This is a genomic window from Winogradskyella wichelsiae (assembly GCF_013403925.1).
In the GTDB taxonomy this organism is placed as follows: domain Bacteria; phylum Bacteroidota; class Bacteroidia; order Flavobacteriales; family Flavobacteriaceae; genus Winogradskyella; species Winogradskyella wichelsiae.
Window position 1 is genome coordinate 273,414 of the sequence record NZ_JABFDJ010000004.1, and the last position, 25,584, is coordinate 298,997.

Consider the following 25,584-nt stretch of genomic DNA (forward strand, 5'->3'; position numbering starts at 1 on the left):
TATAATTAGAAATAAGCTACCACAGTAAAGATATATAACATGGCTAAACGTAATAACGATAATCAATCTATACAAGATGTTCTAAAAGAATTTGTAAAAACTAATAATTTACAATCAGGTTTAGATAAAGTTGATGTGAGAGAAGCATGGGCTAATCTTATGGGTAATGGAGTTAATAATTATACTACAGCTATAGAATTAAAACACGATACACTTTACGTACAACTTAGTTCTAGTGTACTCCGCGAAGAATTAAGTTATGGAACTGAAAAAATAGTTAAAATGCTTAATGAATCATTGAGAAAAGAAGTTGTAAAGAAATTGGTTTTAAGATAGTACATCACTACTAACAAAAATACCCCATCGTTTTGAAAACACCAATTTTTATATAATTTACTAAAATTATATTCTGTCTTTGCTGAATTTCATTGTCTCACCTATATGATAGTTTATTTCTAGTACTTTGAATCATTAAACCGACCTTCATCATTTCTAAAGTAAAGTTAGGTATTTCTTCTTTTTTCTAAAAAAAACAACAATTCGTCCTTTAAAAATTACATTTCAGTGCTTTCTATTTTCAAAACGATGAGATGTATTACATATTTGTAAGACACAAAAGGAAGAATCATGAATGCACTCGCAAAATTAACTACTATTTTAATTATTTGTTTTTTTAGTTTTTCAACAGAAGCTCAAAATAATTTCACCATTACCATAAGTGTAGATGAGGCTACTAGCAATGAAGGAAAATGTTTATTGCGCTCTACAATATCGAAACTAATTTTTTAAAAAAACCTTACAAAAATTCAATAAGTAGTATTGAAAACAATTCTAGCACGGTTGTTTTTAATAATATTCCTCAAGGAACTTACGCTATTTCTGTTTTTCATGATGAAAATGATAACGGAATAATGGATACTAATTTTATGCACATCCCCAAAGAAGCTTATGGATGCTCAAATGATGCCAAAGGGTTTATGGGACCACCAAAATGGGAGGATGCTAAATTTCAGATAAAAGAAAATAAGACTGTAAACATATCTATTTAATCCCATAAAAATCTTATTATGAAAACAATCATCACCGCTTTATTATTTGTACTAGCTACCGTAACGCAAACACAAACAGATTTTGAAAAAGGAATGACAAAGGCTTTTAAACTTTGGGAACAGGGTGAAATAGACAAAGCCGAAAATATGTTTGAGCGCATAGCAAAAGCAGAACCAAAGGAATGGCTGCCTGATTATTACATTGCTCAAATTAATAGTCTAAAAAGCTGGGGAGAAAAAGATGAAGTAGTCTTAAAAGCTCAACTAGATAAGGCGCAAGCGCATTTAGATACTGCAATGCTTAAAAGTGAAAATAACGCGGAATTATTGGTAATGCAAGCTTATATTTTAACCAATTGGGTTGCTTTTGATGGTATGACTTATGGTATGAAGTATAGCGCAAAAATATCGGAATTGTATGCAAAAGCAACACTTATAGATGCTATAAACCCAAGAGTTGCTTTTGGTAAAGCAGAGTGGGCAATGGGAAGCGCAAAATACTTTGGAAAAGATACAGCACCTTATTGTAAGGCGATTAAAGCTTCTGTTAAACTTTTTGATACCTTTAATCCAAAGAGTGCACTTCATCCAAACTGGGGCAAAGAACGTGCAATAGCTGTATCAAAGCAATGTAAAGCTTAATAGCATATGAAAAAGTCATTAAAAAAAATACTTTTAACGTTCGGAATTGGGACTGTGGTTTATGTTGTAGGGAATTTAATTTCCTCAGGTTTTCAATACAAAACGATTAATGACTTTTTAATTGACTTTGGGTTTTATCAACTGTATGCCTTTGTTTTAGGGTATTCAAATATGGCGTTTTTCGCCTATATGGGAAGTCGTGAATGGAAAACTGATGATACCATAAAACGTTTAATTTATGGAATTATAGGAAGTACAACACTTACGCTAATTGGCTTGTTCTTTATAAGAGTTTTTACAGCGACCGTGATTTATGATTTAGAGTTAAAGTCGTTTTTAAGCCGTGAATCTTGGCGTGGCTATACTTTTGGTCTGTGGGTTACTATAGTTATAGTTACTGTTTTCCATTTGGTTTATTACTATAATCGCTATCAGAAAAACAAAATTAAAGAACAAAAGGTTATCGCAGGTACGGCAAGTGCCAAGTTTGATGCTTTAAAAAATCAATTAGATCCACATTTTTTATTTAATAGTTTAAATGTATTAACGAGTTTAATTGAAGAAAACCCTGTTAATGCTCAGAAATTTACAACATCATTATCTAAGGTTTATCGCTATGTTTTAGAGCAAAAAAGTAAAGAATTAGTTACTGTAGATGAAGAATTAAAATTTGCAAGAACCTATATGTCGCTTTTAAAAATGCGATTTGAAGATAGTATCATTTTCGAAATTCCGGATAAAGCATCCAATCCTGAAAATAAAGTTGTGCCATTATCCTTGCAATTACTTTTGGAAAATGCAGTAAAACATAACATGGTAACTTCTACAAAACCATTACATATTATAATTTATGAAGATGGAGATAATTTGGTGGTAATGAATAATCTTCAACTTAAACAAATTGTAAAAAAAAGTAGTGGCGTTGGTTTAGAAAATATTGAACAGCGGTACGCGCTGCTTACCAATAAAAAAGTGCAAATTAATCAAAGAGAAAAAGATTTTGCAGTAGCTATACCTATGCTAAAAAAACAAGTTACAGTTATGAGAAGTATAGAAAAATCGCAAGTACGTATTAATGACCATTATGTAAAAGCTCGTAAGCGTGTAGAAGAGTTAAAAGCTTTTTACTACAGTTTAGTGTCTTATTGTTTAGTTATTCCTTTTTTAATTTTTATTTGGTACAAATACTCTTATTATACCATTCAATGGTTTTGGTTCCCGATGGCAGGTTGGGGAATTGGTTTAGCATTTCAAGCTTATAAAGTTTTTGTAAATGATGGAACTTTCGGTTCTAAATGGGAAGAACGAAAAATTGAAGAATACCTGCGTAAAGAAGAGGAAACTAAACGTTGGAATTAATTTATTGAATTATGAAAATAGATAACTCAGATTTAAAATATTTGAAAGCAAAGAAGAAAGTTGAAAAACTAAAAGCTTTCTACACACATCTTTCGGTTTATTTTATTGTTAATACGTCTATTTCTGGTATTAAGATTATAAGTTATATGAACAATGGAAAAAGTTTTATGGAAGCTTTTTTTGAATTATCTACCTCAATGTCATGGTTAATTTGGGGAGTTGCCATTGTGTTGCATGGCCTTTCTGCATTTGACATTTTGGTGTTTTTTGGTGAAGAATGGAGAGAGCGAAAAATTAAAAAGTTGATGGATGATGAATTGTCTAATAATTAAAAAGAAATAATATGGAAAAGTATCATATAGAGTCTGATATAGAAAATGATGTTAGTATCAATTCTGATTTCAGAAAAGAAGAGGCTTATTTAAGAGCAAAGAAAAAAGTAGATGCTATAGTTGGTTTTTACTGGCATTTGGTAAGTTATGTAGTGGTAAATTTGTTTTTAATTATACTAATTGGTGTAAATTCAGAAGAGGGGTTTACAGGTTTTGGAACTTATGCTACCGCAATTTTTTGGGGAATTGGGTTATTCTTTCATTTTTTAGGAGTTTTTGGTCCAGATTTCTTTTTTGGAACCAGTTGGGAACAACGAAAAATCGATGAGTTTATACACAAAGAAGAACAGAACTGGGAATAAAAATCTCTACGACTCAATAAAGAATAATATAATTTAAAGCATATGAATGTAATTATTATAGAAGACGAAAAACCATCTGCAAGACGTTTGCAGCGTATGTTGAAAGCTTTAGATATAGAAGCAGAAACGATGTTGCATTCTGTAGAGGAATCTGTAGAGTGGTTTAATAACAATGAACATCCCGATTTAATTTTCTTAGACATTCAATTGAGTGATGGATTATCTTTTGAGATTTTTGAAACTATAGATATTAAGTCGGCCGTTATTTTTACAACAGCCTATGATGAATATGCTTTACAAGCTTTTAAACTCAATAGTATAGATTATTTATTAAAACCAATTGACGACGATGATTTAGCAACTGCTGTAGAAAAGTACAAAGTAAGATTACCGCAAAAAAAATCTGTTACACTGGACTTTAATGATATTAAAAACCTGCTAGTTAATCCGATTGAACGAGAATATAAAAAACGTTTCTCAGTTAAAGTAGGGCAACATTTAAAACTTATTAATATAGAAGATATCGAATGCATTTATAGTGAAAATAAAGGAACCTATGCTTTTACTAATGAAGGAAGAAACTATCTTTTAGATGTTACTTTAGACCAATTAGAAAAAGAATTAGAACCAGATGTTTTTTTTAGAATCAGTAGAAAATTCTATGTAAATATTAATGCTATTAAAGATATGGTAAGTTACACCAATTCTAGATTACAAATAAAACTAAACCGTTTTAATGAGCAAAATATTATTGTAGCAAGAGAGCGTGTTAAGGATTTTAAAACCTGGTTAGAATAAGTTTATTGCTTATCGTCTATTCTATTATCATCAAAAGCAGATGGTAATAAAGTAGGGATAAACTTTATAAATAAAGGTAAAAGCAACATACCTCCAGGTAACATAAAAATAGCCAAACTTGGTATGGATTTAAAAATATCCATGAGTTGTGTCTGAATTTTTTTCTGCTCTTCGTCTGTTAAGTTACGTTGCGTAGATTGTGTTAATAGATACAAAGCCTCTTTGCTTTCCGATAATTCTTTAATTAATCGTTTACTATTTCTTTTAATAAGTTTAAAAACAACTTTTGTGCTATTGTCGTAAAAACTTTGTGCTAAATTTTTAGAACTTAAAAAAGCAACATCATGTTTATGCTCGTCGTAAAATAGATTAATATCATTTATAGATTTTACAATCACCGTGTTTTCTACATTCAGATCTATTTTTAGTTGATTTAAAAAATTCTGCTCTTCATTATCTATAACCTTGTCGGTCCAAGATGCCATACAAACTAAATCTATGACATATAGCTTCTCTAAAGGTTGATTTATAAAAGAAATTGCATCTCTATAAGTTAAAAGATCTTCATTTTTATTACGAATAGAACTTTCAAATAATCGAATAAGGTTATTATCATACTCCGATTTTTCAGACTTGTTTTCAATTACCGAAAAAACGATCGTTTCAAGAGCAGATTCAATATTAGTAACATAAGATTTAACATCTTTTTCTTCTTTTAAAAAGCGATGGTAACCTAATACATCAACAAACAAAAGTGCATTAATTAAGAAATAATTAAAACTTTTAGAAATGATATTGTCATCGATATGAATTCGTTTATGAATGATTTTCTCTAATAAACTATCAGCTTTTTTGTCACTAAATAAATCCTCAAAAAACGATCGTTTTTGGTCACTAATAGTCTTATAATACCGTATAAGACTCTCTGTAAATTCCTCCTCAGGCTTTTCCTTATTATATATAAAATAAAAGGTGAGTAGCAAATTAGTTTTACATCGTTCTTCTTCAGTAAGATCAAAGGGTTTCACAATATCTAATACCACCCTAATATTACTTCCGTATATAAATCCTGCACGTTTAAGATTTCTATAATACGTTTCATCCTCGGTCTGAGAATACATTGTTTCAGAAACTTCATTAAGCAATTTTTTTATCCAGCCGTTTGCTGATGGATTCATAGCGTAATATTTAAAAATTCAAAGTTAAATTTTTATAACGAATTATCATGAATTTATTTAGTTAACAAAATTTTAACAAAACCATCTTTCTTGTTTTGTCGTAGGTAGACCAGAGACAAAATAAATAATTAACTAAATCTCAAAAATTATGAAAAAAACAAAAATTTTAATCGCAACAGCAGTATTAGGTATTGCTACATTCGTTGCCATTGCAGCCGATCATATTGATGCACCTGCAGTACAAGGAGGTACAAGTGACATTACAGATTTTTATGCCTTTAGAGGAGAAGATCAATCTAACTTAGTTTTAGTTGCTAACGTACAAGGGTTATTAACACCTGGTGCAACAAGTAGTGCTTCTTTTGATGAAAACGTTTTATTAGAATTTAATATTGATATTGATGGCGATAATGTTGAAGATTTAGTAATACAAGCAACTCCAAGAGATGGTAAAATGTATTTCTTTGGACCAACGGCTCCATCACAAACAGGTTTAAACAGTTCTATTATGTCAACATCTGCTAATGCCGGTATTGTTGATATTACAAATTACGGAGAAACTGCAATTATTGAAGAATTTGGTGGTATGAAATTCTTTGCAGGACCAAGAGATGATCCTTTCTTTTTCGATTTCAACAAGTATACTGAAATTATTGCTGGTGATGCTTCTGGTTTTGATAATCCTGGTGACGATACATTTGCAGGAAGTAATGTATTATCTGTAGTTGTTGAAGTACCAAAATCTATGATAGGAACCTCTGGAACTATTAATACATGGGTAGAATCTAAGAGAAAGCAATAAATCTAAAATAGATTTAACGCATAACATTAAAACAATATTAATTTAAAAAAATAGTCACATTATAACACCTGTATTGAAAATTAAACATGTTATAATTGATTGAAATAACCTTAAAAAATAACAAGATGAAAATCAATAATATAAAATTATTTGCTGTTGCAATTTTAGCGTCTATGACGGCTTTTAACTGTAGCAATGACGATGACAATACAACCGAACCAGAAGGACTTAACTTTACAGGAACATATGTACAAGAAGACCAAATGGGGCGACCTGCAATTAACACGGTATTTGTAAATGATGGTATGAAAGATACTTTTAACACCACAATTCCTTCAGATATGAGTGCAGCTTTTCAAAGTGCATTTCAAACTAAATTAGAAACTTTAAGTCCTGCTTACGATCCTGCATCTCCAGATGATGCTAATGCTTTAGGGTTTACTGCTGCACAATTTACAAGTGTATTAGCTACAGATGTACTTACGGTATCATTAGATGCACCAACAACATTTTTTGACGGAACTAACATATTAACTGGTAGAAATTTAACAGATGATGTTATCGATGTAGAATTAATATTAATCTTTGGTGGAGAAGAAGGACTAACTAATCCAGAATTCCCAGGTTTAACAAGCGATAATGTAGCTTCTAACGACAAAGACTTTTTAACTTCTTTCCCTTACCTAGCGTCTCCTTGGTAAATAAATTTTTAGTAGACTAAAATGAGATTAATGACATCTCATTTTAGTTTATTTGCAAATGCATAACACACAATAATAAAATCTCAAAAACAAATTATTATGCACATTAAAAACATCCTTCCCCTATTTTTATTGGCAACAATGCTGAGTTGCAATACTAAAACAGTTACAAAAGCATCAGATTACAGCCAATACCTATCTACTAACATTAATACTCCTGATCTATTAGAAGACGTTAACTTTTGGACCAATAAAATTGAAAATAGCTCAAGCTCTTACTCTTATTTAATAAGTAGAGCGAATGCCAACACAAAAGTATTTAATATCACAGGAGAAATCAACTATTTAATTGAAGCTGAAAAAGATTTACTTATCGCTAATACCATTGTTAAAGATACTGATGCTGGACTTCTAAAAAACCTAGCAGGTAATTATATTTCACAACACCGCTTTAAAGAAGCATTAGCTTTATTAAAAAAGGCAGAAGCTAATGGTAAAAAATTGAATGGCACAAAAAAGATGCTATTCGATGTTCATTTAGAATTAGGAAACTACATCTATGCAGAAGCTTATTTAGATGAAATAAAAAACAATTCAAACTTTGATTACCTCATCCGTTTATCAAAATTAGAGGATCATAAAGGTAATCTTGATGGAGCTATTGAAAACATGGAAAAAGCCATGGCAATAGCAGAATCATCAAATACTAAAGGAATGAAACTTTGGTCTTATACTAATATTGCAGATTTTTATGGTCATGCAGGTGAAATAGAAAAATCATACGCTTACTATTTAAAATCTTTAGAGTTAGACCCTAATAATGCATATGCAAAAAAAGGAATCGCTTGGATCGCTTATTCTTATGAAAATAATCCAAAAGAAGCTTTAAACATTTTAAATCATATTACTACTTATCATAATTCACCAGATTATGATTTACTAAAGGCAGAAATCGCTGAATATAAAAATGATAAAACTTTAAAATCACAATCATTAAAAAATTATTTAGCCGCCACTAACAACAAATTGTATGGTGAAATGTATAACAAGTACAGTGTTATGCTTTTTACTGATGATTTAGCTATGCCAGATCGCGCATTAGAAATAGCAAAAAAAGAAATCGAAAATAGAGCAACACCACAATCTTATGACTTATTAGCATGGAGCTATTTTAAGAAAGGTGAAATAACTAAAGCAAACAACATAATTGAAGAGTTTGTAATCGGTAAAACATTTGAACCTTCTGTTTTATACCATGTAGCAGAAATTTATAAAGCTGCAGGTAAAACAGATAAAATTCAACCTATAAAAGAAGAATTATTAGCGAGCCTTTATGAATTAGGTCCATTAATGGAACAAAAAATAAACCAATTATAAACCAACCTATACCTATCAATTATGAAACAAATCTTAACATTAACTATTTTATGCTGCTTCTCATTAGTCACGAGGGCACAAAATTTAAAAGGAATAGTACAAAACGAACTCAACCAGCCCTTAGAAGCTGCATATATATACAACCAAAGTACAGAAAGCCACGCCCACTCTACTGAAAACGGAGTGTTCTTAATAAAAGACACCAAAGTAGGAGATTCTTTAAGAATTGGATTATTAGGTTATAAAACTAGAATTATTAAATTAGAATCTTCTGAGAATTTTAAAATTACACTTGAAGAAAAAGCGTTTCAATTAGATGAAATGATGATTACGGAAGAATTAAATACCGTAAGTACAATTTCTAGATTAGATCTAAATATTACACCTGTAAATTCTACTCAAGAAGTTTTAAGAAAAGTACCAGGTTTATTTATTGGTCAGCATGCCGGAGGCGGAAAAGCAGAACAATTATTTTTACGTGGTTTTGATATCGATCACGGAACCGATGTTTCAATCTCTGTAGATGGAATGCCTGTAAATATGGTTTCTCATGCACATGGTCAAGGTTATAGTGATTTACATTTTGTAATCCCTGAAACTGTAAATAAAATTGATTTCGGAAAAGGTGCTTATTACGCACAAGAAGGAGATTTTAATACTGCTGGCTATGTTAACTTTAAAACAAAAGACTATTTAAAAGAAAGTGAAATTTCTTTTACAGTAGGTCAATTCAACACCATGAGAACTGTAGGTTTGTTTGATCTTTTAGAAAACACAAAAAATCAAAATGCTTATGTCGCTTTAGAATATATAAACACTGATGGACCTTTTGAATCTCCACAGAATTTTAACCGACTTAATCTATTTGGTAAGTATGTTATGTTTTCACCAGAGAATGATAAACTAACTTTAACAGCATCGCATTTTACGAGTCGTTGGGATGCTTCAGGCCAAATTCCACAGCGTGAAGTTGACAACGGAAACATTACACGTTTTGGTGCTATTGATGATACTGAAGGAGGGCAAACAGAACGTACCAATCTGAATGTAACTTTCGATAAATATATTGATGATAACACCAAATTAAGCACCAATGCTTTTTATTCTCATTATGCTTTTGAGTTGTATTCAAACTTTACCTTCTTTTTAGAAGACCCTATTAATGGAGATCAAATTTTTCAAAAAGAAGATCGAAATATTATTGGTTTAAATACTGCAATCACACACAATACTAATTTAGGGGATACTGAACTCACATTAACGTCTGGTATTGGCTTAAGACATGATATTTCTGATGATGTAGAATTATCTAGAACATTAAATAGAAGCACAACTTTAGAGAATATTCAGTTAGGAGACATTAACCAAACAAATATTGATGCTTTTGTAAATGCTGAATTCGAATTCGGAAAATTTAAAGTAGCACCAGCATTGCGTTTAGACTATTTTAAGTTTATGTACAACGATGCACTTCAAACTAATTATACAACCTTATCTGAAACTAAAACAATCTTAAGTCCTAAGTTAAATTTCTTCTACAACGCTCAAGATAATTTACAATTATATCTTAAATCAGGATTAGGTTTTCACTCTAACGACACAAGAGTTGTTGTAGCCAATGGCGGTGAAGATATTTTACCACGTTCTTACGGAGCTGATTTAGGAACCGTATGGAAACCATTCCCTAAGTTAGTTGTAAACTCTGCACTTTGGTATTTATTTTTAGAACAAGAATTTGTTTACGTAGGTGATGCAGGTATTGTAGAACCAAGCGGCAAAACAAGACGTTTTGGCTTAGATTTAGGTTTACGTTACCAGTTAACTGATTGGTTATTTTTAGATACAGATGCTACACTTACCAATGCAAGAAGTATTGATGAAGCAGACGGACAAGATTACATTCCTTTAGCACCAGATTTTACTTTAGTCGGTGGTGTGTCTATAGATGATCTTAATGGTTTTTCAGGAGGCTTACGTTTTAGATATTTAGATGACAGAGCCGCTAATGAAGATAATTCAATTGTAGCTGAAGGTTATATGGTAACAGATTTTAATGTGAATTACAGTTTTAATAAAGTAACACTAGGGCTTGCTATAGAAAATCTTTTTGATGTAGAATGGAATGAAACACAATTCGCTACAGAATCTCGTTTACAAGGTGAAGCACAATCTGTTGAAGAAATACATTTTACACCTGGTACACCTTTCTTTATAAAAGGAACAGTTAGCTACAGATTTTAAAAACTTTCAACGCTTAATTTGTGGGGAAGCAGATTAAGTATTGTTGATTGTTAGCTAACGAAAAAGATTGATCTGTGTTTGAGATTAATCAAATCATGAAGTTTTCATGATGTTTTTGAGTTTTTTTGTTGGTGAAACACCTGCTCGAAAGAGTGGGTGTTTTTTTTTATTATTATTTCTAATTTGAATAGCAATGAACGCTTATAGAACCTTTGAGTTTATTCCAAAAAAAAGACCATCCGTAAAGATGGTCTTTTAAATATAATATAATGTTTTAGCTTAAAACATATCTCTACCTGAAAAATGGAAAGCACCTTCAATAGCTGCATTTTCATCACTATCACTTCCGTGAGCTGCATTTTCTCCAATAGAAGCTGCATATAATTTACGGATCGTACCTTCAGCTGCATCATCAGGGTTTGTAGCACCAATTAAAGTTCTAAAATCTTCAACAGCGTTATCTTTTTCTAAGATAGCTGCAACAATAGGACCACGAGTCATATATTCTACTAATTCTCCAAAAAATGGACGCTCGTTATGTATTGCGTAAAATTCCTCAGCATCAGCTTTAGTCATTTGCGTTAATTTCATCGCTACGATTCTAAAACCTGAAGCTGTAATTTTTTCTAATATTGCGCCAATGTGTCCTTTTTCAACAGCATCAGGCTTTAACATTGTAAATGTTCTGTTAGTTGCCATGTATCTTTTTTTAAATGTGGTGCAAAAGTAATCTATTTCTTTTATTTATCAACAACTGCATTTATTAATTTAGTGTTACTAAACAAGTGTCACTGCTAAGATTTCCCCACAAATATCTATTTACACACCTCACTAGTAATCAAATATTAAAACATGTATTTATACGCTTTAGTTAGATGTTAATTAACTATAATTTTTAAATTTTAAGATAATTTAGACAACCCAAAGTATGAAATTACCCAAAGATAATTCAACAACTTATCACCGTATTCCCTTCGATTAACTAAAACAATCTATTAATTTCATGATAAAACCATTTTCAAAATAGCTAAAAAACGTATCTTCGCTTTCTATGATAGACGCACAAATTTCAGAAATAAAAACCTTATTAAGTACTCCTAAAAACATTGTTATTGTACCACATAGAAATCCAGATGGGGATGCTATGGGTTCTACACTTGCTTTGTGTCATTACTTAAAATTATATAATCATAATGCTATAATTATTACGCCTAACGATTATCCTGATTTTTTAAAGTGGTTACCTGGTGAAAATGCTGTTTTAAAATTTGAAACGCAACAACAAGAAAGCAATAAGCTTCTTGGTAATGCCGATTTAATTTTTACATTAGATTTTAATGCTTTTCATCGTACAGGAAACCTGATGGCTGAAGCTTTAGAAAAAGCAACTGCAACAATGATTATGATAGATCATCACCAACAACCTGATGATTATGCTAAATATACTTATTCAGATGTTAGCATGTCTTCTACTTGTGAAATGGTTTATAATTTCATTGAAATGCTTAATGATGTAGAAAAAATTAATGCCGATATCGCAACGTGTCTATATATAGGTATTATGACGGACACTGGCTCTTTCCGTTTTCCAGCAACAACAAGTAGAACTCATGAAGTTATTGGAAGTTTAATTGCAAAAGGAGCCGATAATTCAGAAATACATAATAACACCTTTGACACCAATAGTTATAGTAGATTACAATTATTAGGTAGAGCTTTACAGAACTTAAAAGTGATTCCAGAATTACGAACTGCTTACATTACATTATCTCAGGCAGAACTGGATCAATTCAACTATAAAAAAGGAGATACGGAAGGCTTCGTAAATTATGCGTTATCATTAAAAAATATCATTTTTGCTGCAATATTTATTGAAAGTCAACAAGATCAAATAATAAAAATATCACTACGTAGTAAAGGAGAGTTTTCTGTAAATGAATTTTCTAGAGCACACTTTCATGGAGGCGGTCATACAAATGCTGCCGGAGGCCGTAGCGAAGAAGATATGCAAACTACCATAAATAATTTTATTAGTATATTACCGCAGTATAAAGAGAATTTGTCCCAATAAAACTGCTGAATTAACAGCGAATAACAACCTAGAAAATGAAAAATCTACATATAATAGCTATTCTAACTCTATTATGTTTCAGTTGCAAATCACCTGATGCTCGCTTACCTGAGTCCGTGCAATCTGGCTCATTTCTAAAAGCATCTGTAGAACGCAACAAAAAATTAAACCTATCAGAGCGCAAACAGATTCAGAAAATCATAAAAGATAACCCAAATAAAGAATACATTGCTTCGGAAAGCGGATTTTGGTACCATTACAACACCAAAATTGAAAACGATACCATACAACCAGAATTTGGAGACGAAATTCATTTTACATTTGATGTTTCTAATATTGAAGGTGATAAAATTTATGATAATACTTCTAAAACCTATATAATGGATAAAGAAGAATTATTTACAGGTTTGCGAGAAGGCTTAAAACTTTTAAAGCCAACGGAAACAGCAACCTTTATTTTTCCATCCCAAAAAGCTTTTGGTTATTATGGAGATGACTATAAAATAGGAACCAACATTCCCTTAATTTGTAAAGTAACTTTAAACACTATAACCAAAAAAAATGATTAAAAAAGCACTTACTGCATTCGTTGTACTATTAGTATTGGTAAACATATCTTGCCAAGAACGCTATTCTGAATTAGGAGACGGTATTTATGCCGAATTTATAACCTCTAAAGACACAATGGTTGCAAAATTATTTTACGACCAAGCACCTGTAACGGTTGCTAATTTTGTAGCATTAGCAGAAGGAGATCATCCTTTAATAACTGATGAATTAAAAGGAAAACCTTATTATGATGGATTAACATTTCACCGTGTTATGAATAATTTTATGATTCAAGGTGGCGATCCTACAGGAACGGGCTCTGGAGATCCTGGATACAAATTTGAAGATGAACTTGTAAACAACTTAAAACATGATAAGCCAGGTATGTTATCTATGGCTAATTCGGGTGTTAACTCTAACGGAAGTCAATTCTTTATTATTGAAAAAGCAACACCTTGGTTAGATGGCTATGATGCTAACGGAAATTTAAAAGATTGTTCTAATCCAAGAGTATCTTGCCACGCCGTTTTTGGTGAGTTGGTAAAAGGCTTAAATGTTTTAGATACAATCTCTAATGTAAAAGTACAGCCAGGCTCTAATAAACCATTAGAAGATGTTGTAATTACAAAATTAAATATTATTAGAATTGGTACCGATGCTAAAAAGTTTGATGCCCCTAAAGTATTTACAGAAGAATTACCTAAAATTAAGGAAAGAGCTGCTGCTGCAAAACTTGAAGCTGATAAAAAAGCTGAAGAAGCTAAATTAGCTGCTAAAGCTAAAGCTGATGCTGCTAAGATTGAGTTCTTAAAAAAGAACGAAGAATTAAAAGGTAGAAAAATTGAATCACCAACAGGAATGGCTATGATCTTCTTAAATGAAAGTAATGGTGTAAAACCAAATTCTACTGATCGTGTAAACATTGATTGTGCTGGGTATTTAGAAAATGGAGATCTTTTCTGGACGACTTTAAAAGAAGTCGCTGAGAAAAATGGCAAATATGATGAAGGACAAGATAAAGCTGGTCGTTATAATCCTTTTGATATGCAATACAATGAAACTGCTGGTTTAATTGCTGGTTTTAAAGAAGCTATGCTTAACATGAAAATTGGAGATAAAGCAAGAGTATTTATTCCTTACTATTTAGGTTATGGAGAGAGAGGAAATCCACCAGTGATTCCACCAAGTGCCAACCTTATCTTTGATATTGAATTGGTAAGTATTAAATAACACTCCTTATTATAATCCAAAAAAGCAGCTATAAATTATAGCTGCTTTTTTTATGAAATATACTCAATAAAAAAAATTATCTTATCGATTTATAAAACTTATGCTTTCGGAATATTCTTCAATATTTCTAAAACAAATTTCCAATATTTCTGTGCTGATGAAATCTGAGCACGCTCATCTGGCGAATGTGCTCCTTTAATATTAGGACCAAAACTAATCATATCCATTTCTGGATAATTGGTTCCTAAAATCCCACATTCAAGACCTGCGTGGCAAGCTGCAACATGAGGTTTTTCGCCATTATTTAAACCTTCGTAAATTGGCACCAATACTTTTAAAATAGCAGAATCCATATTTGGGGCCCAACCAGGGTAATCACCTGATAACTCAACTTCACAACCTGTTAATTCAAAAGTTGCACGTAACATATTGGCTAAATCTTGTTTTGTACTATCTACAGAACTACGCGTTAAACAACCAATTTTAACGGCGCCTTCTTTTATAATAACTCTTGCAATGTTATTAGACGTTTCAACTAAACCTTCAATATCTGGACTCATACGATAAACACCATTATGCGCCGCATACAAAGCTCTTGTTAAACCTTCTTGCACACCTAAGTCCATTATTTTTTCTGGAGTTTCCGTTTTAGAAATAACAACTTCTAAATCTGGTTCCATTGTTTTGAATTCAAATCTAAGCTCATCAGCTTTAGTTTTCATCTCTGCTTCAAAAAGTGCTTCATGTATTGCATCAATCACAACCACAGCATTACTTTCTCTTGGAATAGCATTTCTTAAACTACCTCCATTTATTTCAGAAATACGAAGTCCATAATTTTCAAACCCATCAAATAATAAACGGTTCATTAATTTATTAGCATTCCCTAAGCCTTCATGAATTTGCATTCCAGAATGTCCACCTTGCAATCCTTTTACTGTAACAGTATAACCGATTTTAAACTCAGGTGTTTCTTCTTCATTATACTCGCGTGTTGCAGTTACATCTACTCCACCTGCACAACCAACTCCTATTTCGTCATCTTCTTCCGTATCTAAGTTCAAAAGAATTTCACCTTTAAGTATGCCTCCTTTTAAACCTTGAGCTCCTGTCATTCCTGTTTCTTCGTCAATGGTAAATAAAGCTTCTAATGTTGGGTGTACAATAGTATCGCTTTCTAAAACAGCCATAATTGTTGCAACACCTAAACCATTATCTGCACCAAGTGTCGTTCCTTTTGCTTTAACCCAATCACCTTCAATAAACATCTCAATACCTTGTTCATCAAAATTAAAAACGGTATCGTTATTCTTTTGGTGTACCATATCTAAATGCGATTGTAATACAATAGCTTTACGATCTTCCATCCCTTTAGATGCGGGCTTACGGATAATTACATTTCCTACTTCATCTACTAGCGTTTCTAAACCTAAATTTTCTCCGAAATCTTTCATGAATTGAATCACACGCTCTTCCTTTTTAGAAGGTCTTGGCACGGCATTTAAATCTGCGAATTTATTCCAAAGTTGTTTTGGCTCTAAGGCTCTTATTTCTGAACTCATAAATCTTGTTTTTAGATGTGCAAAGGTACAAAATACGATTATCTCTCTATTGCCATTTACAACTTGTTTCTCTTGTACAAAATAATTAACCAGTCCAATCTTTTTCCTATTTTTGATACATGCGAAAAAACATAAAACTCATCCTTGTTATTTTCTTCGGAATTCAATTACTCTTCTTATCACAATTGAAACATTATCCCGAATTTATTGAGCAATTTTACAGCAACGGACTTTATGTGTTTTTATCAAAATTATCACGTTATATTTTTGGCTGGCTTCCGTTTTCTGTTGGTGACCTATTTTACACTTTAGGTGGGATTTACATTATAAGATGGATAATTGTAAACCGAAAACGCATTATTAAAGACACAAAAAACTGGCTTTTAGACGTTGGTGCTACTTTATCTATTGCCTATTTTACCTTTCACATGCTTTGGGCTTTTAATTATTACCGACAACCTCTCTACAAGTCTTTAAATCTAGAAGCAGAATATTCTTCCGAGCAATTATTATCTTTTACGGAACGTTTAATTAAAAAATCGAATCAATTACAACTTCAATTGGTTAAAAATGACACCTTAAAAGTTGAATCGCCATATACAAAATCTGAAATTTTTAATAAAGTAGAAAATGGCTATAAATCGTTAGCTAAAGTTTATCCACATCTTGAATATGACCCCGTAAGTATTAAAAAATCAATTTACAGTTTACCTTTAACCTACATGGGATTTTCGGGATATATAAACCCATTTACAAATGAAGCTCAAGTCAACGGATTAATTTCTACGTATAAATATCCAACAACATCTTGTCACGAAGTAGCACATCAGTTGGGTTATGCAGCAGAAAATGAAGCTAATTTTATTGGTAGTTTAGCAGCTATACATAACGATGATTTATATTTTAAATATTCGGGTTATACCTTTGCGCTTCGGTATTGTTTAGGCGAAATATTTAGACGCGATCCTGAAGTTTATGCTACAATTTTGCCATCTATAAACAAAGGTATTCTTATAAATTACCAAGAGTCTCAAGATTTTTGGAAATCTTACGAAAACCCTATCGAGCCTATTTTTGAAAAAACATTCGATAATTTCTTAAAAGCGAATAATCAATCTGCAGGCATGAAAAGTTATAGCTATGTTGTTGCACTTTTAGTGAATTATTATGAAGATAAAAGCTTATAAATAATAAAACTGAGTGTTTTTAAACAAATTAAGCAAAGTTCTAAAAATGTTAAAACCTTTAGATTACAAGAACTGAAACGCTTAAATTCCTATATTTAAAATTCTAACAAAACCAGCCACAATATGATTAAAGTACATTTACGGCTGCTCATTTTCATGTGCAGTTTTTCATTATTTGCACAAGATTACTTTCCTAGTAATACTGGAGTAATAGCCAAAAACACTAACTATACGGCTTTTACTAATGCAACAATTCACGTATCACCAACCGAAACTATTGACAACGCTACACTTCTTATTAAAGATGGAAAAGTAGTTAGCGTAGGGAAATCAGTAAATATTCCTAAAAACACAACTAAAATAGATCTTTCAGGAAAAACGATTTACCCTTCTTTTATTGATTTACATACCACATTTGGTGTCGAAAAACCCAAACGAGGTGGTAACGGACCACAATATGGCCCGAGCAGAAGTGGTTTTTATTGGAATGACCACATTATGCCAGAACAAGACGTAATGACGAGTTTTAAATACGATGAAAAAACAGCAACCGAATTACAAAAATTAGGTTTTGGAGTGGTAAATACACATATGCCAGATGGTGTTGTTCGTGGTACAGGAGCTTTAATTGCTCTGAATAATAATGCAGATAATTCTATGCGAATTATAGATAGCAAAGCATCGCAGCATTTATCATTCAGCAAAAGTGTGAAGTCACAACAACGTTATCCTTCTTCTATTATGGGAAGTATGGCCTTATTACGCCAGATGTATAGTGATGCCAAATGGTACGAAGCAGGCCACATTGACACTAAAGATTTATCTCTAGAAGCTTTAAACACCCATAAAAACTTACTTCAAATTTTTGAAGCAGGCAGCAGAGCAAACTTAATGCGAGCTGACAAAGTGGGTGATGCATTTAATATTCAATACACTATTCTTGGTGGTGGTGATGAATATGAACGTATTGATGAAGTTAAGGGCACAAATGCTACAATTATTTTACCCATCAATTTTAAACTCGCTTATGATGTTGACGATCCATTTTTAGCAAGCACATTAACGTTAAGTGATATGCGTGCTTGGAATCAGGAACCACACAATCCAGGATTATTAGCAGAAAACGGAATTAAATTTGCTTTAACAACACACGGATTAAAATCTACTAAATCATTTTCTTCTAACTTAATAAAAGCGATTGAAAGTGGATTATCTAAACAAAAAGCACTTGAGGCATTAACTACAGTTCCTGCTGCATTATTAGGGAAATCTGATCTTTTAGGGACTTTAAAAACAGGAAGCTACGCTAATTTTTTAATTACAGATGGTGATATTTTTGAAAAGAAAACAAAGCTTTATGAAAATTGGGTACAAGGAGAAGCAAATATTCTTGAAGATATAAATACTAAAGATATTGATGGAGATTACACCTTTAAACTTGCAGGAAGTGATTTTAAGCTATCCATCTCTGGAAGTACAAGTAAGCCTAAAGCTAAACTAGAAAGCAATGACAAAAATTTAGGCACAAAAATCAATTATTCAGACGATTGGCTAAATCTTATATTTAAAACAACTGATAGTACTAAAAATGAATATACTAGAGTTGTCGCTAAAATTACGAATCTAAAAACCTTAAGCGGAAAAGCAATATTACCAGATGGTAATGAAATTTCTTTTGTTGCCCTTAAAAAAGATAAAGAAGCAGCAGACAAAAAAGGGGCTAAAGCAAAGAAGGATGAAACTGTTAACAAAGCTTCAATGTACCCTATAACCTATCCTAATTTAGCTTATGGATTTACAGAACAACCAAAATCTGAAACTTTACTATTTAAAAACGCGACCGTTTGGACCAATGAAAAAGAGGGGGTTTTAGAAAATACAGATGTTTTAATTAAAGACGGAAAGATTTCAAAAATAGGTAAAGATCTTTCTAGTAGAAATGCAAAAGTTATTGATGCTACAGGAAAACACATTACCGCAGGTATCATTGACGAGCACTCGCATATTGCAACTTCATCTATAAACGAAGGTGGTCAGAATTCTTCTGCAGAAGTAACGATTGAAGATGTTTTAGACGAAAAAGACATTAATATTTATCGCAATTTAGCAGGTGGCGTAACTTCTATTCAAGTTTTACATGGTTCAGCAAATCCTATTGGAGGGCGCTCTGCTATTATTAAATTAAAATGGGGAGAAACAGCAAATGGTTTAATTTATGATGATTCCCCTAAGTTTATAAAATTTGCTTTAGGAGAAAACGTAAAACAATCTCGATATAGCACCAATGCACGTTTTCCTCAATCTCGTATGGGTGTAGAACAAGTTTTTATTGATTATTTTACACGAGCCAAAGCTTATGATGCATTAAAGAAAAGCGACAAACCTTATAGATACGATGCAGAAATGGAGACACTTGCCGAAATTTTAAACGGTGAGCGTTTTATTTCATGTCATTCTTACGTACAAAGTGAAATTAATATGTTGATGAAAGTTGCAGATCAATTCGATTTTAAAATCAATACTTTCACACATATTCTTGAAGGTTATAAAGTAGCAGATAAAATGAAAGCTCATGGCGCAGGCGGATCTACATTTAGTGATTGGTGGGCTTATAAATACGAAGTAAATGATGCTATTCCGTACAATGCTGCCATTATGCATAACGCAGGGATTACAGTAGCAATTAATAGTGATGATCCTGAAATGTCTCGCCGATTAAACCAAGAAGCTGCTAAATCTGTAAAATACGGAGGCGTTAGTGAAGAAGAGGCTTGGAAATTTGTGACTTTAAATCCGGCAAAACTTTTACATCTTGATAACAGAGTTGGTAGTCTTAAAGTAGGAAAAGATGCTGATGTGGTTTTATGGACAGACCACCCATTATCTATCTATGCTAAAGCTGAAAAAACAATTATTGAAGGTGTTACCTATTTTGATTTAGAAAAAGATATGCAAATGCGAGACGCTATTAAAAAAGAAAAAAGTGAGCTTATTAATTTGATGCTTCAAGATAAAAACAAAGGTGTAAAAACGCAACCTATTAAGAAAAAAGAGCATCACGATTTACATTGTGACTCTATGGATTCTCACAACTAAAACTATTTAAAAATGAAAAACTTAAATAAAATAAACACCTTATTGTTTTTGTTGTGTATCTCATTAGGATTCGCACAACAAACACCAGCACCAAAGCAAACTAAAGATTTTGCTATTGTTGGAGCCACAGCTCATATAGGAAATGGTAAGGCTATAGAAAATAGCATTATTGTAGTCAGTAATGGTAAAATTATAACCATAGGACCTGAGGCTTCTACGCCACTGACCAAACAAGCTATGGATATTATTGACGGAAAAGGTAAACATATTTACCCAGGCTTTATTGTTGCTAATGGAACCTTAGGATTAGTAGAAGTAGATGCCGTAAAAGCCTCTAATGACTTATCTGAAATGGGAACTTTTAATCCACATATAAGGAGTATTATTGCCTATAATACGGAATCTAAAGTCACAGAATCTATGCGACCAAATGGTGTATTGCTTGGGCAAGTTGTACCGAGAGGTGGACGAATTTCAGGAACCTCATCTGTAGTGCAATATGATGCTTGGAACTGGGAAGATGCAGCCATTAAATTAGATGATGGTATTCACATTAATTGGCCAAGTACATTTAAACGTGGCCGCAGATGGTTGGGAGAAGATCCAGGTTTAAAACCGAATGACGATTACGCCAAACAAGTTAAAGAACTAAACGATTACTTTAACGAATCTAAAAGCTATAACAACGGTAGTAAAGCCGAACGCCATTTACCTTATGAAGCTATGGCTGGTTTGTTTGATGGTTCTAAACATTTATACATCAATGCCAATGATGAAAAAGCCATTACAGATGCTGTAAACTTTGCAAAATCTCAAAATGTGGCTCATATCACTATTGTTGGTGCTTATCAATCTGGAAATTTAGCTGAGTTTTTAAAACAAAATGAGGTATCTGTATTTTTAAGACGTGTACACTCTAGACCTGAATTAGAAGATGACGATTATGACTTACCTTACAAATTGGCAAAAAAACTAGTCGACGCTGGCGTTTTAGTCGCCTTAGAACCGAGCGGACAAATGGAACGTATGAATTCTCGTAACCTTCCATTTTATGCTGGTACAACAGTTGCTCATGGTTTAACAAAAGCACAAGCTTTACAACTCATTACAGAAAACCCTGCAAAAATAATGGGTATAGATGATTTGTACGGCACTTTAGAAGTTGGAAAAAGTGCTACTCTTTTTATAAGTGAAGGTGACGCGCTAGATATGCGAACCAATATTTTAACCAAAGCATTTATAGATGGTAGAGAGCTAAGTTTAGAAACGCACCAAACGGAACTTTGGAAACGCTATTCTGAGAAACCTAGTCAAGTAGATTAATAAAAAAAGCGAGCCAAATGGCTCGCTTTTTTTATGTTTTATAAATATTGATATTACTAATCTATAACCCTAGCACTTTCTGGTTTCGAAAACATTGATTTATCTAATGTTTTTTCAGAAAGCATTACATCTGTAAACTCAACTGTATTTCGTTTTTCAGTTGGCAAGTTGTTTTCAACGTTATACCAATCTATACTTTTAGGTATTACTAAACCATTAACCGTTTGCCAATTATTATATCTGATAAAATGAAAATCTGGATTTCCTTCTGCTTTTCCAAAAGTAACCGTATAAGCCAACCATTGCATTTGGCCTGTTTCTGCATCATAAAAAATCTTGTACTGATCGTCTGAAGACTCTCCTACTCCAGCTTCAAAAGAAATTAGAATTCCTGAATATGTTTTTCCTTCAAAAACTAAAGGCTCTGTCTCTGCATAAGAAATACCATCATCCCCAAAAACGAAAGGCATTCCATAGAAATAAAACATCAAGCCTTTATAAAACTGAGGTTTTCCTTTATATTCATTTCCATCTTTTTCATTAATCCAAAGGGTTTCACCATCAAATCCTTGTGTATAGGTTGGTGTATCAATTAATTCGGCTCTGGTTTTCAAATTTTTAGTCGTCTTTTCTATTCCTGTAGGTTTTGTAATAGAAAAAGAAAGCGTTTCCATTTTATTCCAAGTATCAATACCACCATGTGCATCAAAAACTTTAGTTATAGATTCTGGATAGATACTTGTGCTCACATCTTCTGTTGTCATTTCTTCAACTTCAACAGACTTTGTTGCTTCTTGTTTTGTTTCATTTTTGCAAGCCATTGCAAATACAGCCAAAAGGAATACGTAAATTGTTTTTTTCATAATAGAGTTTTAAGTTGACGTCTTTGACGAAATTTATTTTAAAGCATTACAAAAAAAAGCCTCAAGAATTACTTGAAGCTTTTTAATAAGGTATAAAATTTAATTTTTTATTCTTTTATCAGTTTTTGAATACTTTTAATTGCACCATTTTGAAGTTCTACAAAATATAAACCAGAGCTTAAATGTGAAGTGTTTAGTATTGTTCTATTTTCATCTGTGTTATGAGAAACATTCACACGTTTACCTTGCACATCGTAAACCTTAATTTTTATAGTTTCAACTTGAGAAATATTAAATTGAATAGAAACTTCATCTTTAGTTGGATTAGGAAACAGCTTAAATTCAATAGTACTAAATTGATTAACATTCAGCGCTACTGAACTTTCAAGATAATCTGGAATCGTGTTGCTATTTGTATCATCATCCGTCGGATCTCCGTTATTATTATAATCTTCGTCTATCGTTAGAATGCCATCACCATCATCGTCGTCATCTAAATAGTTTTCTATGCTATCTTCATCCGTATCGATAAATTGATGTATTGTATTGTTACTTGATCGTCCTGAAATTAAAGTAATTTCATCTATGGTTTCTACGTTATCGCCATCATCATCACTATCTAAATAATTTGGAATACCATCATCATCGGTATCGTCATCTTCTAAATCTCCATTGCCATTTATATCTTCATCACTATCAATAACGCCATCGTCATCACTATCTGTACAAACTATTTCTTCAACATTAATCAAAATTATAGTTGTTCCACATCCTAATAAAGAAATAACTGAAACTTCATAAAAACCTGATTGTGTTACTGTAAGAGACGCTTGCGTTTCATCTGGTATAGGATTACCATTTAATGCCCATTGAAAACTATAATCTAAAGTAGATAATTCTGAATCTATTACCAATGTATCTCCGACACAAAAAGAATAACTACTTTCAAAATTTAAATCAGGTAACGAATCTACATAAATATCAAAATCAACTACTGCAAAACAGCCCGTAGTATTGTTTGTTACTCTAGCATAAATAGTTTGTGGTGAAACTGTATTAGAAAATTGCGTTGGGTCTGAAATACTATTAGAACCCGAAAACGCGTCTGACTCACTGACATGATAGGTAATTGATGTTCCTGGTTCTCCGTTAAAAATAAGAAGTTCATTTACTGTTAAATCAAACACTTCGACTTCATCTCCTGTATTAATTTCATCACATAAAACTAGATCTGGTATTGTATTACTAGGTGTTGGATTTGGTAATACTCTAATAGTTAAAGTTGTAAAACCTAAACAACCTGTATTAATATCAGTCACTACAACAAATAAAGTTTGTGGATTAGCTCCATATCCATTTACTGAATTATTTGTATATGCCGTTGGATTTGTAATAACGTTGGTCTGTGCTTGTGCATCTGCATTGGTTTCATAATAAGTTACGGACCAATCTGTATTACCATTGGTAATCTCAGCATCTTTTATCGTTAAATCAAATACAGCAATCTCATCGGCATCATCATCACATAACTCCAAAGACGTTGATGCCGTAACTATAGGTGTTGGATTTACAACCAATGATAATTCAGTAGTATCATAACTTCCTGTATTATTATCTTCTAATCGCACATATATAATTTGTAACCAATCAGTATTATTGACATAAAGATAATAAAGCGCATTAATTCCATTAATGGCATCACTCTGCGTTTCGTGATATGTTATCGTATAATCTTCGGCACTTTGACTTCCTAAAACTTGTACATCTACATAAGTTAAATCGAATAAAGCAAAACCATCATTGTCATCATCGCAAACCACGTAATCATTTGGTTGATTAGCCACCTGAGCAAATGAAGTTATACTGATTATTAAGAATAGAAATAGGTTAAGTAGTTTTTGTTTCATAATAGGTTAAATTTGTATTTCTCAAATATAGATTAAATAATATAATAATGTATAAATCAATATCTAGCGTTCAAAATCCACTTATAAAACAACTTGTTTTACTTAAAGAAAAATCGAGACAACGTAAAAAAACAGGACAGTTTTTAATTGAAGGAAAGCGCGAATTATCTCTTGCTATTAAAGGCAATTATAAAATTGATACCTTATTGTTTTATCCTGAATTATTTTCAGAAAGCGAAGCCAATGCGCTATCACAACATGAAATAGATTGTATTGAAATTTCAAAAGATGTATTTCAAAAATTAGCACACAGAGACACTACTGAAGGTGTTATCGCTGTAGTAAAAACTAAAGACCATACACTTGAAGCTTTAAAACTTCAAAACAAAAATCCATTAATATTAGTAGCTGAAGCACCCGAAAAACCAGGGAATATCGGTGCTATATTACGTACCGCAGATGCTGCCAATGTAGATGCCGTTATTATTGCGAATCCTAAATCAGATTTATACAATCCTAATATCATTCGCTCTAGTGTGGGTTGTGTATTTACCACCGAAATTGCTATGGGAAGTAGCGAAGACGCTATTGCTTTTCTAAAAAAATATAATTTCAATATTTTTTCTGCTATTTTACAAGAATCGGAACCGTATCATACCCAAGATTATACTTTACCAACCGCAATTGTAGTAGGTACAGAAGCAACAGGTTTAACCGAAGAATGGCGACAAGCAGCTACCAAAAACATTAGCATCCCTATGCAAGGCGAAATTGACTCTATGAATGTCTCTGTAGCAGCAGGAATTCTTATTTTTGAAGCTAAGCGACAACGCGATTTTAAATAATTATAAACATCAGTTCGAGTGATTTTCGAAGTATAAGAAAATTGTATCGAGAACCATTATTACTAGAAAGCTTCTCTATACAAAATTCCTAAAAAAGGAATTTAACTTGA

At 32.0% G+C, this 25,584-nt stretch carries 23 protein-coding genes; 18 read left to right on the plus strand and 5 right to left on the minus strand.

Annotated elements, in window-relative coordinates:
* The first annotated feature begins 39 nt into the window (after positions 1-39).
* The 7 genes from HM985_RS10440 to HM985_RS10470 all read left to right on the plus strand — a co-directional run bounded on the left by HM985_RS10440 (position 40) and on the right by HM985_RS10470 (position 4,542).
* The gene (locus tag HM985_RS10440; protein WP_179376197.1) at positions 40-336 is read left to right on the plus strand and encodes a DUF721 domain-containing protein; all 297 of its coding nucleotides are present in this window, start codon (positions 40-42) and stop codon (positions 334-336) included.
* 413 nt (positions 337-749) lie between these two features.
* Positions 750-1,049, plus strand: a complete 300-nt coding sequence (locus HM985_RS10445; RefSeq protein ID WP_246284994.1) for a DUF2141 domain-containing protein — start codon at positions 750-752, stop codon at positions 1,047-1,049.
* A gap of 18 nt (positions 1,050-1,067) precedes the next feature.
* Positions 1,068-1,691 carry a hypothetical protein gene (locus tag HM985_RS10450; protein WP_179376198.1) on the plus strand — a complete coding sequence of 208 codons (624 nt, stop codon included), beginning with the start codon at positions 1,068-1,070 and terminating at the stop codon, positions 1,689-1,691.
* A gap of 6 nt (positions 1,692-1,697) precedes the next feature.
* Complete coding sequence (locus HM985_RS10455) at positions 1,698-3,050, plus strand: histidine kinase (protein WP_179376199.1); 1,353 nt, start codon at positions 1,698-1,700, stop codon at positions 3,048-3,050.
* An 11-nt stretch (positions 3,051-3,061) separates the two neighbouring features.
* The gene (locus HM985_RS10460; RefSeq protein WP_173586710.1) at positions 3,062-3,382 is read left to right on the plus strand and encodes a 2TM domain-containing protein; all 321 of its coding nucleotides are present in this window, start codon (positions 3,062-3,064) and stop codon (positions 3,380-3,382) included.
* Positions 3,383-3,393: 11 nt separating this feature from the next.
* Complete coding sequence (locus HM985_RS10465) at positions 3,394-3,744, plus strand: 2TM domain-containing protein (protein WP_179376200.1); 351 nt, start codon at positions 3,394-3,396, stop codon at positions 3,742-3,744.
* Positions 3,745-3,786: 42 nt separating this feature from the next.
* Complete coding sequence (locus HM985_RS10470) at positions 3,787-4,542, plus strand: LytR/AlgR family response regulator transcription factor (RefSeq protein WP_179376201.1); 756 nt, start codon at positions 3,787-3,789, stop codon at positions 4,540-4,542.
* A gap of 2 nt (positions 4,543-4,544) precedes the next feature.
* Here HM985_RS10470 and HM985_RS10475 read toward each other — a convergent pair whose 3' ends face one another.
* Positions 4,545-5,720: an LETM1-related biofilm-associated protein gene (locus HM985_RS10475; protein WP_179376202.1), complete on the minus strand. Its 1,176-nt coding sequence runs from the start codon at positions 5,718-5,720 to the stop codon at positions 4,545-4,547.
* Between the two features lie 148 nt (positions 5,721-5,868).
* Between HM985_RS10475 and HM985_RS10480 the strand changes: the two genes are divergently transcribed.
* The 4 genes from HM985_RS10480 to HM985_RS10495 all read left to right on the plus strand — a co-directional run bounded on the left by HM985_RS10480 (position 5,869) and on the right by HM985_RS10495 (position 10,841).
* Entirely contained in the window at positions 5,869-6,522 is a 654-nt protein-coding gene (locus tag HM985_RS10480) for a DUF4331 family protein (protein WP_179376203.1), read from the plus strand.
* 125 nt (positions 6,523-6,647) lie between these two features.
* Positions 6,648-7,223: a DUF4331 family protein gene (locus tag HM985_RS10485; protein WP_179313810.1), complete on the plus strand. Its 576-nt coding sequence runs from the start codon at positions 6,648-6,650 to the stop codon at positions 7,221-7,223.
* 99 nt (positions 7,224-7,322) lie between these two features.
* Positions 7,323-8,600, plus strand: coding sequence for a tetratricopeptide repeat protein (locus HM985_RS10490; RefSeq protein WP_179376204.1), 1,278 nt, complete (start codon positions 7,323-7,325; stop codon positions 8,598-8,600).
* A 21-nt stretch (positions 8,601-8,621) separates the two neighbouring features.
* On the plus strand, positions 8,622-10,841 hold the full coding sequence (locus tag HM985_RS10495; protein WP_179376205.1) for a TonB-dependent receptor: 2,220 nt from the start codon (positions 8,622-8,624) through the stop codon (positions 10,839-10,841).
* A 279-nt stretch (positions 10,842-11,120) separates the two neighbouring features.
* Here the strand turns inward: HM985_RS10495 and HM985_RS10500 are convergent, their stop codons facing one another.
* A complete protein-coding gene (locus HM985_RS10500; protein WP_173588079.1) occupies positions 11,121-11,540 on the minus strand; it encodes a nucleoside-diphosphate kinase in 420 nt (139 codons plus the stop codon).
* 352 nt (positions 11,541-11,892) lie between these two features.
* On the opposite strand from HM985_RS10500, the gene HM985_RS10505 reads away from it, so the two are divergent.
* From HM985_RS10505 to HM985_RS10515, 3 genes are read left to right on the plus strand one after another with little or no spacing between them, the layout of a single operon-like run.
* Positions 11,893-12,912, plus strand: coding sequence for a DHH family phosphoesterase (locus HM985_RS10505; RefSeq protein WP_179376206.1), 1,020 nt, complete (start codon positions 11,893-11,895; stop codon positions 12,910-12,912).
* A gap of 35 nt (positions 12,913-12,947) precedes the next feature.
* Positions 12,948-13,481 carry a gliding motility-associated peptidyl-prolyl isomerase GldI gene (gene gldI / locus HM985_RS10510; protein ID WP_179376207.1) on the plus strand — a complete coding sequence of 178 codons (534 nt, stop codon included), beginning with the start codon at positions 12,948-12,950 and terminating at the stop codon, positions 13,479-13,481.
* On the plus strand, positions 13,474-14,691 hold the full coding sequence (locus HM985_RS10515; protein WP_179376208.1) for a peptidylprolyl isomerase: 1,218 nt from the start codon (positions 13,474-13,476) through the stop codon (positions 14,689-14,691). Before gldI ends, HM985_RS10515 begins: the two co-directional genes overlap by 8 nt.
* A 98-nt stretch (positions 14,692-14,789) precedes the next feature.
* On the opposite strand, the gene HM985_RS10520 is transcribed toward HM985_RS10515, so the two are convergent.
* Positions 14,790-16,253, minus strand: coding sequence for an aminoacyl-histidine dipeptidase (locus HM985_RS10520; RefSeq protein ID WP_179376209.1), 1,464 nt, complete (start codon positions 16,251-16,253; stop codon positions 14,790-14,792).
* Positions 16,254-16,372: 119 nt separating this feature from the next.
* Here HM985_RS10520 and HM985_RS10525 point away from each other — a divergent pair, with 119 nt between their 5' ends.
* The 3 genes from HM985_RS10525 to HM985_RS10535 all read left to right on the plus strand — a co-directional run bounded on the left by HM985_RS10525 (position 16,373) and on the right by HM985_RS10535 (position 21,859).
* Positions 16,373-17,440, plus strand: a complete 1,068-nt coding sequence (locus tag HM985_RS10525) for a DUF3810 domain-containing protein (protein WP_179376210.1) — start codon at positions 16,373-16,375, stop codon at positions 17,438-17,440.
* Between the two features lie 123 nt (positions 17,441-17,563).
* Positions 17,564-20,536 carry an amidohydrolase family protein gene (locus HM985_RS10530; RefSeq protein WP_246284995.1) on the plus strand — a complete coding sequence of 991 codons (2,973 nt, stop codon included), beginning with the start codon at positions 17,564-17,566 and terminating at the stop codon, positions 20,534-20,536.
* Between the two features lie 12 nt (positions 20,537-20,548).
* Positions 20,549-21,859, plus strand: a complete 1,311-nt coding sequence (locus HM985_RS10535) for an amidohydrolase family protein (RefSeq protein ID WP_179376211.1) — start codon at positions 20,549-20,551, stop codon at positions 21,857-21,859.
* 56 nt (positions 21,860-21,915) lie between these two features.
* On the opposite strand, the gene HM985_RS10540 is transcribed toward HM985_RS10535, so the two are convergent.
* Positions 21,916-22,722 carry a DUF6503 family protein gene (locus HM985_RS10540; RefSeq protein ID WP_179376212.1) on the minus strand — a complete coding sequence of 269 codons (807 nt, stop codon included), beginning with the start codon at positions 22,720-22,722 and terminating at the stop codon, positions 21,916-21,918.
* Between the two features lie 107 nt (positions 22,723-22,829).
* The gene (locus HM985_RS10545) at positions 22,830-24,629 is read right to left on the minus strand and encodes a T9SS type A sorting domain-containing protein (protein WP_179376213.1); all 1,800 of its coding nucleotides are present in this window, start codon (positions 24,627-24,629) and stop codon (positions 22,830-22,832) included.
* 47 nt (positions 24,630-24,676) lie between these two features.
* Here HM985_RS10545 and HM985_RS10550 point away from each other — a divergent pair, with 47 nt between their 5' ends.
* Positions 24,677-25,474: a TrmH family RNA methyltransferase gene (locus HM985_RS10550; RefSeq protein ID WP_179376214.1), complete on the plus strand. Its 798-nt coding sequence runs from the start codon at positions 24,677-24,679 to the stop codon at positions 25,472-25,474.
* Positions 25,475-25,584: the final 110 nt, after the last annotated feature.

What these genes read in the sequence shown, in the direction of transcription:
- HM985_RS10470 (WP_179376201.1), top strand. Translation starts at nt 3,787, where the DNA reads ATGAATGTAATTATTATAGAAGACGAAAAACCATCTGCAAGACGTTTG.
- HM985_RS10490 (WP_179376204.1), top strand. Translation starts at nt 7,323, where the DNA reads ATGCACATTAAAAACATCCTTCCCCTATTTTTATTGGCAACAATGCTG.
- HM985_RS10505 (WP_179376206.1), top strand. Translation starts at nt 11,893, where the DNA reads ATGATAGACGCACAAATTTCAGAAATAAAAACCTTATTAAGTACTCCT.
- HM985_RS10530 (WP_246284995.1), top strand. Translation starts at nt 17,564, where the DNA reads ATGATTAAAGTACATTTACGGCTGCTCATTTTCATGTGCAGTTTTTCA.
- HM985_RS10455 (WP_179376199.1), top strand. Translation starts at nt 1,698, where the DNA reads ATGAAAAAGTCATTAAAAAAAATACTTTTAACGTTCGGAATTGGGACT.
- gldI (WP_179376207.1), top strand. Translation starts at nt 12,948, where the DNA reads ATGAAAAATCTACATATAATAGCTATTCTAACTCTATTATGTTTCAGT.
- HM985_RS10445 (WP_246284994.1), top strand. Translation starts at nt 750, where the DNA reads ATGTTTATTGCGCTCTACAATATCGAAACTAATTTTTTAAAAAAACCT.
- HM985_RS10515 (WP_179376208.1), top strand. Translation starts at nt 13,474, where the DNA reads ATGATTAAAAAAGCACTTACTGCATTCGTTGTACTATTAGTATTGGTA.
- HM985_RS10440 (WP_179376197.1), top strand. Translation starts at nt 40, where the DNA reads ATGGCTAAACGTAATAACGATAATCAATCTATACAAGATGTTCTAAAA.
- HM985_RS10550 (WP_179376214.1), top strand. Translation starts at nt 24,677, where the DNA reads ATGTATAAATCAATATCTAGCGTTCAAAATCCACTTATAAAACAACTT.
- HM985_RS10540 (WP_179376212.1), bottom strand. Translation starts at nt 22,722, where the DNA reads ATGAAAAAAACAATTTACGTATTCCTTTTGGCTGTATTTGCAATGGCT.
- HM985_RS10520 (WP_179376209.1), bottom strand. Translation starts at nt 16,253, where the DNA reads ATGAGTTCAGAAATAAGAGCCTTAGAGCCAAAACAACTTTGGAATAAA.
- HM985_RS10545 (WP_179376213.1), bottom strand. Translation starts at nt 24,629, where the DNA reads ATGAAACAAAAACTACTTAACCTATTTCTATTCTTAATAATCAGTATA.
- HM985_RS10450 (WP_179376198.1), top strand. Translation starts at nt 1,068, where the DNA reads ATGAAAACAATCATCACCGCTTTATTATTTGTACTAGCTACCGTAACG.
- HM985_RS10475 (WP_179376202.1), bottom strand. Translation starts at nt 5,720, where the DNA reads ATGAATCCATCAGCAAACGGCTGGATAAAAAAATTGCTTAATGAAGTT.
- HM985_RS10495 (WP_179376205.1), top strand. Translation starts at nt 8,622, where the DNA reads ATGAAACAAATCTTAACATTAACTATTTTATGCTGCTTCTCATTAGTC.
- HM985_RS10480 (WP_179376203.1), top strand. Translation starts at nt 5,869, where the DNA reads ATGAAAAAAACAAAAATTTTAATCGCAACAGCAGTATTAGGTATTGCT.
- HM985_RS10525 (WP_179376210.1), top strand. Translation starts at nt 16,373, where the DNA reads ATGCGAAAAAACATAAAACTCATCCTTGTTATTTTCTTCGGAATTCAA.
- HM985_RS10535 (WP_179376211.1), top strand. Translation starts at nt 20,549, where the DNA reads ATGAAAAACTTAAATAAAATAAACACCTTATTGTTTTTGTTGTGTATC.
- HM985_RS10500 (WP_173588079.1), bottom strand. Translation starts at nt 11,540, where the DNA reads ATGGCAACTAACAGAACATTTACAATGTTAAAGCCTGATGCTGTTGAA.
- HM985_RS10460 (WP_173586710.1), top strand. Translation starts at nt 3,062, where the DNA reads ATGAAAATAGATAACTCAGATTTAAAATATTTGAAAGCAAAGAAGAAA.
- HM985_RS10465 (WP_179376200.1), top strand. Translation starts at nt 3,394, where the DNA reads ATGGAAAAGTATCATATAGAGTCTGATATAGAAAATGATGTTAGTATC.
- HM985_RS10485 (WP_179313810.1), top strand. Translation starts at nt 6,648, where the DNA reads ATGAAAATCAATAATATAAAATTATTTGCTGTTGCAATTTTAGCGTCT.